Annotated in this window: 11 protein-coding genes; 4 read left to right on the top strand and 7 right to left on the bottom strand. The window is 67.8% G+C overall.

Annotated features, from left to right (window positions below; all coding sequences use genetic code 11):
• Positions 1-120: 120 nt before the first annotated feature.
• Both AC07UK_RS09745 and AC07UK_RS09740 read right to left on the bottom strand, forming a co-directional pair.
• A complete protein-coding gene (locus AC07UK_RS09745; protein ID WP_494687787.1) occupies positions 121-633 on the bottom strand; it encodes a GNAT family N-acetyltransferase in 513 nt (170 codons plus the stop codon).
• A 111-nt stretch (positions 634-744) separates the two neighbouring features.
• On the bottom strand, positions 745-2,730 hold the full coding sequence (locus AC07UK_RS09740; RefSeq protein WP_436224650.1) for a PhoX family protein: 1,986 nt from the start codon (positions 2,728-2,730) through the stop codon (positions 745-747).
• A gap of 295 nt (positions 2,731-3,025) precedes the next feature.
• Here AC07UK_RS09740 and AC07UK_RS09735 point away from each other — a divergent pair, with 295 nt between their 5' ends.
• Positions 3,026-3,643, top strand: a complete 618-nt coding sequence (locus AC07UK_RS09735) for an IMPACT family protein (protein ID WP_436224649.1) — start codon at positions 3,026-3,028, stop codon at positions 3,641-3,643.
• Entirely contained in the window at positions 3,636-3,950 is a 315-nt protein-coding gene (locus AC07UK_RS09730) for a 2Fe-2S iron-sulfur cluster-binding protein (RefSeq protein WP_436224648.1), read from the top strand. Before AC07UK_RS09735 ends, AC07UK_RS09730 begins: the two co-directional genes overlap by 8 nt.
• Positions 3,951-3,978: 28 nt before the next feature.
• On the opposite strand, the gene AC07UK_RS09725 is transcribed toward AC07UK_RS09730, so the two are convergent.
• Together AC07UK_RS09725 and AC07UK_RS09720 are read right to left on the bottom strand one after the other, a co-directional pair.
• Positions 3,979-4,251, bottom strand: a complete 273-nt coding sequence (locus tag AC07UK_RS09725) for a type II toxin-antitoxin system Phd/YefM family antitoxin (RefSeq protein ID WP_494687786.1) — start codon at positions 4,249-4,251, stop codon at positions 3,979-3,981.
• 17 nt (positions 4,252-4,268) lie between these two features.
• Positions 4,269-5,366: an extracellular catalytic domain type 1 short-chain-length polyhydroxyalkanoate depolymerase gene (locus tag AC07UK_RS09720; protein WP_494687785.1), complete on the bottom strand. Its 1,098-nt coding sequence runs from the start codon at positions 5,364-5,366 to the stop codon at positions 4,269-4,271.
• Positions 5,367-5,497: 131 nt separating this feature from the next.
• On the opposite strand from AC07UK_RS09720, the gene AC07UK_RS09715 reads away from it, so the two are divergent.
• Both AC07UK_RS09715 and AC07UK_RS09710 read left to right on the top strand, forming a co-directional pair.
• Positions 5,498-5,698, top strand: a complete 201-nt coding sequence (locus tag AC07UK_RS09715; RefSeq protein WP_010810704.1) for a DUF3606 domain-containing protein — start codon at positions 5,498-5,500, stop codon at positions 5,696-5,698.
• A 302-nt stretch (positions 5,699-6,000) separates the two neighbouring features.
• On the top strand, positions 6,001-6,750 hold the full coding sequence (locus AC07UK_RS09710) for a carbonic anhydrase (RefSeq protein WP_456802990.1): 750 nt from the start codon (positions 6,001-6,003) through the stop codon (positions 6,748-6,750).
• A gap of 157 nt (positions 6,751-6,907) precedes the next feature.
• Here AC07UK_RS09710 and AC07UK_RS09705 read toward each other — a convergent pair whose 3' ends face one another.
• From AC07UK_RS09705 to AC07UK_RS09695, 3 genes are read right to left on the bottom strand one after another with little or no spacing between them, the layout of a single operon-like run.
• The gene (locus AC07UK_RS09705) at positions 6,908-7,663 is read right to left on the bottom strand and encodes a sulfite exporter TauE/SafE family protein (protein WP_494687784.1); all 756 of its coding nucleotides are present in this window, start codon (positions 7,661-7,663) and stop codon (positions 6,908-6,910) included.
• A 12-nt stretch (positions 7,664-7,675) separates the two neighbouring features.
• Positions 7,676-8,032, bottom strand: a complete 357-nt coding sequence (locus AC07UK_RS09700) for an antibiotic biosynthesis monooxygenase family protein (protein WP_010810707.1) — start codon at positions 8,030-8,032, stop codon at positions 7,676-7,678.
• A 26-nt stretch (positions 8,033-8,058) separates the two neighbouring features.
• Entirely contained in the window at positions 8,059-9,189 is a 1,131-nt protein-coding gene (locus AC07UK_RS09695; RefSeq protein WP_494687783.1) for a cytochrome P450, read from the bottom strand.
• Positions 9,190-9,249: the final 60 nt, after the last annotated feature.

The raw sequence follows: 9,249 nt of genomic DNA, 5'->3' as shown, positions 1-9,249 counted from the left end.
CAAGCCAATCAAGTGGAAGTACGACGATCCAGCGCGGCGAATTCGCCCGGTGCCAATTCAATGACGCGATGGACTAGCGTAGCAGAATCGGCGCGCGGGAGGGCACGCTGCCCCAGTGCGTCAACGGCGCCCCGGGATCCGATAGACCAAGCGCTCGAACTTGCGCGTCGTGGCCCGGCCCACGACCGTGCCGCCAAGCGACTCTGCGATCCGGCGGCTGGCCCAGTTCTGTTCGGCCACGGGATAGACCAGGTGCGCCGGCGACAGGTTGTCCAGGGCCCATTGCGCCACCGCAGTGACCGCTTCGCGGCCGAAGGCATGGCCGTGGCAGTCCTCGCGGATCCAGATGCCGAGTTCCGGCGCGGGCGTGTCGGCATGGTGCAATCCCGCCAGCCCCAGGAACAGCCCATCGTCGGCACGCCGGATGGTGAGCACGAATTCCGAGCCTCGCGCCATGCCTGCCAGCCAGCCTTGCCACACGGCTTCGAAAGCCGCCGGCGAGGGTGACGGCTCCCAGTCCATGAATCGCGCAAGCGTCGGGGTGATGCAGGCAAAGGCCTCGGCTGCGTCGTCGCCGCGAAAGGGCAGCAGGCTGAGGCGCGCGGAGTGGATGTGCGGAAGCTGGTCAGGCATGACGGACGGGAGGCTGGGCATGGTGCCGGAGTTGCCATGTTAGACGATCGCGCCCCAACAAAAAACGGCGGGCCGAAGCCCGCCGCCCTCATCCTGGCACTGCGCGACGCGTCAGGCCTTGGCCAGCCTGACGCCGGTCGGATCGGCCGTCAGGTAGCCCACGGCGGCACCGAAGCGGTCCTTGTAGTTGGCCATCACCTTGGCTTCAAGCGTCGGCCGGACCTTGTCGTGCAGCGGCGATTCCCAGTCGCCAACGTGCTGGAAGTTGCTCATCACATAAGTCCAGCCGTTGATCTCGTCCACCGCATGCAGGCCCGTGGATTCGGCGCCGACCGGGCACGACAGCACGCGGCTGAGGACCTTGGTATCGACGTTGTACGCCCACAGGAAATTGTTGACGTGGGTGTTGCTGTCCTCGCCGACAAACAACGTGCGCAGCTTTTCCGAGAACTTCAGGTTGTCGGGCGTGGCGACCTTGTCGGGGTTGGCAAAGTTGCCCAGCGCATCCTGCTGCTTCATCTTGCCGCCGCCCAGGTCTTCGCTGACCAGCGCCGGCACGGCGGCCATGTCGACCGGCACCCATTCGCTGCTGATGGCCGTGCCGGTCTTGTCGGCCTGGCCGCCCTTCAGGTTCAGCTCATAGACCGCGCCGGAGTACGGGCCTTCTACCTGGATATCGCCGGCGTTGGCGGCATTGCCCGTGAGCATGCTCGACTCGATGCGCGACATGGCCGAGTAGGCCTTCTTGTCCTTGATGTTGACCGTGGTGCCTTCCATCTTGGTGAAGCCCAGGCTGCCGCCGACCAGTGCGGCGTAGCGGTGCGTTTCCAGGAACGCCGCGGCCTTTTCCATGCCCGGCATCAGCTTCACCCAGTTCGGCTTGCCGTTGTAGAGGATGCGGGTGTAGCTGACATCTGCCGGATCGGCGGTCTTGACGTCCATGATGTCGGCCAGCTTGATGCCGCCGTCGACCAGCGCGCGGATTTCGGCACTGGTGGCGCTGCCCAGCCTGATCCACGACAGCGTGGCGCTGCCCGGGCCCACGCCCGAGGTCTGGTGCCACTTGGCCACGTACAGCGTGCCGGACGACAGGTCGCGGGCGCGGTCGGCGATAAACAGGAACAGGCCGCCGTTGGTGGCATCGTCGCCCATCAGCACGGTGCGCTCGTCGGGCATGACCTGCACCAGTTCATGCGAGATGCGGCCCAGGCAGTAGTGCTTCTTGATGGTGCCGGTGCCGTCCGGGTTGACCGTGACTTCCGGCAGGTGGCCGTAGTTGTAGGCGTTGGCGCGCGCCGGGTCGCCATACAGGTTCTGGCTGTAGCCTTGCAGCTGCGTGACCGCGCTGGCGTTCAGCAGGTCGGTCTCGTACTCTTCGCTCGACAGGTGGGTGTTCCACGGCGACAGGCTGGCGCCGCAGGTGATCCACAGGCCGTTGACGCCCGAGGTGTCGACGTTGTGGTACTTCACCGGGGTCAGCTTGCCGGTGGCCGGGTCCTGGTCCAGCGTCACCACGGCGATGGGCGACGGCAGCAGGCCGTACATGCTGGCATTGCCCTGGTTGCGCGTGGTGTACTCGAACTGCACCACCGCAAACACCGTCTTGCCCTTGACGCCGGGCACGGTCGGGTTGGCCAGGGTCAGCAGCGAGCTGCCGTCCGGCGCGTCGGAGAAGAACTGGCGTTCCTTGCCGGCCACGGAGGTGTCCATGATCGGCTTGTTGTTGATGTCGTAGTAGCCGCCGGCCAGGATGGTGCCGCCCTTGCCGTCGGGCAGGGTGTCGCCGGTGATGAAGAACGGCTGGTAGGCCAGCTTGTAGGTCTGGCTGCTGCCGTCGCTGAACGACACCTTGAGGCGGGAGCCCACCGTGGTGGTCGCCATGGCGTCCGGCGTGGCCAGCGTCGGCGCGCTCATGCCGACGAACTCGGCCGTGGTGAACGTGGCGGCCTGGGCCGGCGGAAGCGGCGCGGCGACAGCGTCGTCGCCACCGCCGCAACCTGCCAGCAGGCCGGTGGAGGCAAGGCCAAGCGGCAGCATCGGCGCGCCGGCCAGGAGCTTCAGGGCCTTGCGGCGGCCAGCATTGGGTTGTTCAAGCATGTTCTCGATCCGGGGAAGAGGAAGGGATATGTTGTTCACTGCGTATTTGCGCCGGACCCGCGGGCGGGGCCGGGCACCTGTTGGCACAGGCGGGCGGCGGGCGGCATTGCGCATGGCCGGAGCGGATCGTAGACGCAGTTTGTGACAACAAGTTGACGATACGACACAAAAGCGGCGCTTTCGGCCTGGTCCCGGATGCGGCTGCGGTACACTCGCCCTTTGCATCCGCGGCTCCACAGGCGCGGATCCGTTGAATGCCGGCAGCCTCCTTTTCTGCCCCCTTCCGCCCTTCCGCTTGCCCACTTACACCTTAGCCACCCCCGTCCAGGCCGAGATCGAAATCCGCAAGAGCCGCTTCCTGGCGCTGGCGCTGCCCGTTGCCGACCGTGATGCCGCGATGGCGGCGCTGCAGGCGCTGCGCGCCGAGCACCCCACCGCCACCCACGTGTGCTGGGCATTGCTGGCTGGCGGTGCCTCGGGCATGTCCGACGATGGCGAGCCCTCCGGCACCGCCGGCCGGCCCATCCTGGAAGTGCTGCGCCACCATGACCTGGACGGCGTGCTGGCGGCGGTGGTGCGCTATTACGGTGGCGTCAAACTGGGGGCGGGCGGGTTGGTGCGCGCTTACACCGATGCCATCGCGGCCGCGCTGAAAACGGCCGAGCGCGTGGAACGCATCGCCTACGGCACCCTGACGGTGTCAGTCGACTACGCCGACGAGCCGCGCGTGCGCCGCTGGCTCGACTACGATGCACAGCCGGGATGCACGCTGGCCGGCACCGCCTATGGCGCGCTGGCCACGCTGGTCCTGCGCATGCCCGCAACCCAGCTCGACGCCGCGCGCGACGCCCTGCGCGACGCGACCCACGGACGCGCCCAATTCCCGGAAGCGGAGGATGAGGCCCATGGCTGAACGCGAGCCGGTGGCGCCGGACGACCGCGCGGAATTTACCGCAAGCGTGCTGCCAGGCAATACCCGCTTCGCCGCGCCGGCGGCGTTGAGCCTGCTGGAAGCAGCCTTGCTCGAAGGCGTGGCGCTGCCCAACTCCTGCCGCAACGGCACCTGCCGCGCCTGCGCCAGCCGGCTGCATGCGGGGACGATCCGCTATCGGATCGAATGGCCGGGGTTGAGTCTGGATGAGAGGGATGAGGGGCTGATCTTGCCGTGTGTGGCTTGTCCGGCCAGTGATGTGGTGTTTGAGCCTGTCAGTTTGGGGTAGGGCTCGGGCCGAAAGCGCCTTACCCGTGCTATTCGACACTTTTGTCGAGGTCGGGCACCCGTGTCAGGTCTTGCAGGAAGCCGAGACGGGACTTTGCCGGTCGCTCGCTCGGAGAGAACGCGATCACCTTCACGAGGGGCTTGCCCGCCTTGGCAATAATGAATGAATCACCGTTGGCGGCCTCCTCGACCAGTTGTCTAAGATGCTTTTTCGCGTCTTTAATGTCGATGATTCGCATGGCTGAGTACACCGGGAAAAGTGCATTTGAACTTGCATAATCGGATGACAGCGCGATATCCATGAGGCGTCAAGCCTGCCTCACCCCCCAACCGCCAGAAGAAACCGCAACGCCAGCTTCAGCCCATCCGGCCCAGCCGGATCGGAGAACGCCTGCCCGCCTGCCCCGCCGCTCCAGGCGTGACCCAGGCCCTCGATCCGCACCAGGCGCACGTAAGGCGACTTTCCCTCCGTCCAGTCGGACACATCCATGGCACGGCGCATGCCGCGCTGGATGCGCCGTGCTGGCACCTCGGACAGCGGGTGCGCATCCTCCGGCTGCAGGTGCATCCACATGCCCGCCGCGGCGGTCGCGTTGCTGAAGTCGACCACGTGGTCGGCATCGCCATGCAGCAATAGCAGCGGCGGCGGGCGGCGCCCCGCCAACCCGAGCCGCAGCGCCTTCATGGCCTTGGCATCGGGCCCGCGCCCCCCGCGCATGGCACGCGCCGCCTGGGCGGCATTAGTGGCGCTCCAGGGCACCGCGCCGGAGTGGGATCCCACGGCGGCAAAGCGTTCCGGGTAGCGCAGCCCCAGCATCAGCGCCATCGCGCCGCCCGCGGACAGCCCCAGCACGCTGATGCGGTCCGCGGCAACCGGATGGCTGCGGCAAGCCTGGTCGATCAGCGCCATCAGCAGCCCGGCTTCGACGCCGCCCTGCGCGGCGGGCCGGAACCAGTTCCAGCAGCGCTGTGCGTTGGCCTGCGAGGTCTGTTCAGGCAGCAACACCACCCAGCCGGCTTCGCGCGCCACCGCGGCGGCGCGCGTGACCGCGGCAAAGCTGGCGGCGTCCTGGCCGCAGCCATGCAGCAGCACCAGCATCGGGGCGCGCCGCGACGCCGTGACGCCGGCCGGCACGAAGATGCGGTAGCGGCGCGGTGCCAGTGGCGCGCCCCATGCGCCTTCCTCCCAGCGCCCGCTGCCGCGGCTCTGCGGCGCCTGCACCGGCGATACCACGCCCGACAGTGCGCGCTGCGTGGCGGCCGTGACTGCAGCCGATTGCTTCACCGCGTTGCGCACGATGGCCTCGGTCATCGGCCCGGTCAGGTTCTGGTTGACGGCGCGCTGCATGCGGCGCGCATTGCGGGCCGCGGCCTTGTTCAGCGTGGACCAGAGTTTTGCACCGGATGAGCGCGGCATGCGGCGTCCTGTCACTTGGGTAACCCGTACATCATATGCGCAAGCTCAGGCCGTCTTGCATGCAACGCGCGCCGGATGACTGCCTACAATGCAAGGGCCGTGTCGCCCCGAGACATGGACAGGAGGCAAGCATGAGCGATGTGACAAACGAGTTCAGGCCCCTGGATCCGGGCCGCATCAACCTGATGGATCCGCTTGAAGTGCAGTACTGGTGCCGGGAGCTGGGCTGCAGCACCAGCGACCTGGAGAACGCCGTCGATGCCGCGGGCGACCATATCTCCGCGGTACGCGCGCAACTGGAGTCGAACCAGGCCGGCGCGCGGCCTGGCTGAAATCCCGAGACAAGCGGTGGCAGGCAGGCATCCCCGGCTGAGCGGGGATGCCTGTGGAGCGTGCCACGCGAGATGTCGGCGCCGTGTCCGTTCCATGACGGCATGCGCGGCACGCATCAATCGCATGCGTGCATGCAGTCCATACCCTTGTTAAATGCAGTGCATACCAATGTCTTATTCGCTGGACGACGGTTTTGCTGCATGATTTCCGGCCCGGGCAAAGATCCGGCACTCAAGACTGGGACAGCTGGATAACACCACGTCGGAAACCAAGGGGTTACCAACACTAGGACGCATCGACAATGAACATCAGGCTGCCGATTATCACCGTTTGCACCGCCTTGCTTGCACCTGCCACGTGGGCCGGCAATGACCCGCACTGGAGCTATACCGGACCCACCGGTACCAGCCACTGGGCCAAACTCGACCAGGACTACAAGACCTGTGCGCTGGGCAAGCACCAGTCGCCCATCGATATCCGCACCGGCAAGGTCCAACCCGCGGACCTGAAGCCGATCGTCTTTGACTACGCCGCGGCGCCCGCCACCGTGGTCAACAATGGCCACACCGTACAGGTCAACCTGCCCGCCGCGGGGCAGATCGAACTCGACGGTGTGCCCTACAAGCTGCTGCAGTTCCACTTCCATACGCCCAGCGAAGAGAAGATCAACGGCAAGACCTATCCGCTGGTCGCGCACCTGGTGCACCAGAATGCAGAAGGCAAGCTGGCGGTGGTGGCGGTGCTGTTCAAGTCCGGGCGGGAGAATGCGGCGCTGAAACCCGTCTTCGCGAGCCTGCCGGCCAAGGCTGGAGCGTCGCGCGAACTGACGGCGCCGCTGGATGTGGCGGCGTTGCTGCCGGCCCGGCAGTCGTACTGGGCCTTCACCGGCTCGCTGACCACGCCACCGTGCAGCGAGGACGTGCGCTGGCAGGTGCTCAAGACCCCGGTGGAAGTGTCGCCGGCGCAGTTGGCCGCATTCCGTCAGCTTTATCCGATGAACGCACGTCCGGTGCAACCGCTGAACGGCCGCACGGTGCAGGCCAGCCACTAAAGGACGGCGTACTGTTTGCTCCCTCTCCCGCTTGCGGGAGAGGGTTGGGGTGAGGGCCGGCGTATCGACGAAGTGACGCGTGTCGGTCTGCCAGTGCCTGCCCTCACCCCCTGCCCCTCTCCCGCAGGCGGGAGAGGGGAGCAATCCGGCAGCGTGCTTAAGACAGCCCGCGCAGCGCCAGTTCGCCTCCCAACACCAGCAGCCCGCAGAAGAACAGTTTGCGGAAGCGTTCGGCGCTGATCCGGTGGCGCAGCCACTGACCCAGGAACATGCCGCCGAGCGCCGGCACCAGCGCCAGCGCCGAAGCGCCCAGCACCGGCATGTGCAGCAGCGACCCGCCCATGGCCAGGCTCACCGCCAGCGCAATGGTCGATACCGTGAACGACAGCCCGAGCGCCTGCACCAGGCTTTCCTTGTCCAGCCCGAGCCCCTGCAGGTAAGGCACGGCGGGAATCACGAACAAACCGGTCACCGCCGTAATGCCACCCGTGACCAGCCCGATCAACGGCCCGAGCCACCGCTCTGCCCCTGCCGGCACCACCAGCTTCACCGCGGCCAGCCCGACCACCGCGTACAGCACCAGCGCCACACCCAATGCCGAGGTAGCGTGCGTCATCATGCCGGCCGGCACCCATGCCGCACACAGCCAGGTGCCGGCGCAGATCGCCGCCAGCATCGGCCACAGCCGTTGCATCAGTTGCCCGAAGCGCGGGCCGCCGAACAGCTGCACCACGTTGGTCACCATCGACGGCGCCACCAGCAGCGCCGCCGCCTGCGCGGGCGGCATCACCAGCCCCAGCATGCCCACCGCAACCGTGGGCAAGCCCAGGCCCACCACCCCTTTGACAAAGCCTGCCAGCAAGAACGTCAGGCCGATAAAGGCGGCTTGGGTGCCGATCGCTTCCATCGTCATCGCTGCTCCCCCTCAGCCCGCCTTGTGGTCATGCACCGCGCGGCTGTCCGCCGGCGCCTGGTCGCGCTCATTCAGCCCGTAGTCGCGCAGCACCTGCGCCACGCGCAGCCGGTAGCCGGCAAACACGCCGCCGCGGCCGGCCGCCTGCGCCTGGCGATGCGCCAGCGTATTGCGCCAGGCGATCACCGCGGCCTCGTCGCGGAAGAACGACAGCGACAGCAGCTTGTTGGGGTTGGTCAGGCTCTGGAAGCGTTCCACCGAGATAAAGCCGTCGATGGCTTCCAGCTGCGGGCGCAGGTGCGCGGCGATGTCGAGATAGTTGTCCTGCCGGCCCGGCGCGGGCTCGACTTCGAAGATGACTGCGATCATGTTGTCTCCTGGGGCAATGGCGGGGATCAAAGGAAATGCGGAATGCGCGCGTTCAGCGACGGACGATAGCGGAATGCCTGCGCCAGCGCGGCCGGATCGGCACCGCGCGCACGCAGCGCCGCCACCGTGGCGGCAGCCAGCGCCTGCGCCAGGCGGTCGCCGGGACAGGCATGGCGGCCGTGGCCGAAGGTCCATGGCCGTTCGGCGGCTGCGGCACCACTGCACGACGCCGCGGCCAGCAGCACCAGCACCGCATCGCCGGCCTTGACGGCGTGGCCGCACAGTTGCGCATCGGCGGCCAGGAAGCGGCGCGTATTCTGCACCGGCGGATCCTCCCGGGCGACCTGCGCCACCACGGCATCGAGCGGCAGCTCTGACTGCGGCGTGTCGCGACCCAGCCGCAGCAGCGTATTGCCGGCCAGCGCCGCGGTGGCTTCGCAGGCCTGCACCAGCAGGCCGATGATGTTGGCGGCGACAGCCTGCGCGTCGATGCCGGCGGCATGCGCGGCTTGATGCAGCGCCGGAAGCGGGCCGTCGCCCGGCGTGGCACCGGCAAGCCACGCGCCCAGCCATTGCGCGGCGTTAGCACCGGCACGGACGGTGTGCGCATCGGCCAGCTGCGACTGCGCGGCGGCGAAGGCCGCGACGCGTTGTGCGACCTCGGCCGCCTTGCCACCTTCGGCAACGGGCAAACCGAGCAGGTCGGCCACTGTCACCACAGGCAAGGTGAAGAGCCAGCGGTTGACGCGCTCGCCAGACGTACCGGCGGCAGCGCCAGCATCGATCATCGTTGCCATCGCCGCAGCGCGCCGCGCTGCGGCGGCCGCGTCGAGGCCCGCCAGCATCGGCATCAGGATCTGCTTCAGTGGTGCATGGGCAGCGCCGTCGTTCATCCGGATCAGGCGGCCGAACAGGTCACCGGCTGCGGTGCCGGCCAGCGCGGGCGGTACTGGCTGCGCCGGCGGGCGTACGCGGCAGTCAGGATGGGCCAGCACTGCCGCCACTTCACGCGGGCCGGCGGCGACCCACAGGCCGAGACGGTCATCGCGGTAGAACGGCTGGCGGGTGGCCAGCTCCCGGTAGTACGGGTAGGGGTCGGGATCGGTGACGGCGCGAAGCGGGTCAATCCCGGTATCGGGCAGGGTGGCTGTCGGCATGGCGGCACATTGGGGGCTGGATGTGCTGCCAGTTTGCCGCGTGCGCGGGGGTAGACGCTT

This window comes from Cupriavidus sp. GW821-FHT07C08 (genome assembly GCF_059419025.1).
Note: the sequence above shows the minus strand (reverse complement) of the source record. Positions and strands in the feature narration are given on the sequence as shown.

Coding starts and splice junctions, on each gene's coding strand:
- AC07UK_RS09745 (WP_494687787.1), bottom strand. CDS start 633: ATGCCTGACCAGCTTCCGCACATCCACTCCGCGCGCCTCAGCCTGCTG.
- AC07UK_RS09740 (WP_436224650.1), bottom strand. CDS start 2,730: ATGCTTGAACAACCCAATGCTGGCCGCCGCAAGGCCCTGAAGCTCCTG.
- AC07UK_RS09730 (WP_436224648.1), top strand. CDS start 3,636: ATGGCTGAACGCGAGCCGGTGGCGCCGGACGACCGCGCGGAATTTACC.
- AC07UK_RS09725 (WP_494687786.1), bottom strand. CDS start 4,251: ATGGATATCGCGCTGTCATCCGATTATGCAAGTTCAAATGCACTTTTC.
- AC07UK_RS09720 (WP_494687785.1), bottom strand. CDS start 5,366: ATGCCGCGCTCATCCGGTGCAAAACTCTGGTCCACGCTGAACAAGGCC.
- AC07UK_RS09715 (WP_010810704.1), top strand. CDS start 5,498: ATGAGCGATGTGACAAACGAGTTCAGGCCCCTGGATCCGGGCCGCATC.
- AC07UK_RS09710 (WP_456802990.1), top strand. CDS start 6,001: ATGAACATCAGGCTGCCGATTATCACCGTTTGCACCGCCTTGCTTGCA.
- AC07UK_RS09705 (WP_494687784.1), bottom strand. CDS start 7,663: ATGACGATGGAAGCGATCGGCACCCAAGCCGCCTTTATCGGCCTGACG.
- AC07UK_RS09700 (WP_010810707.1), bottom strand. CDS start 8,032: ATGATCGCAGTCATCTTCGAAGTCGAGCCCGCGCCGGGCCGGCAGGAC.
- AC07UK_RS09695 (WP_494687783.1), bottom strand. CDS start 9,189: ATGCCGACAGCCACCCTGCCCGATACCGGGATTGACCCGCTTCGCGCC.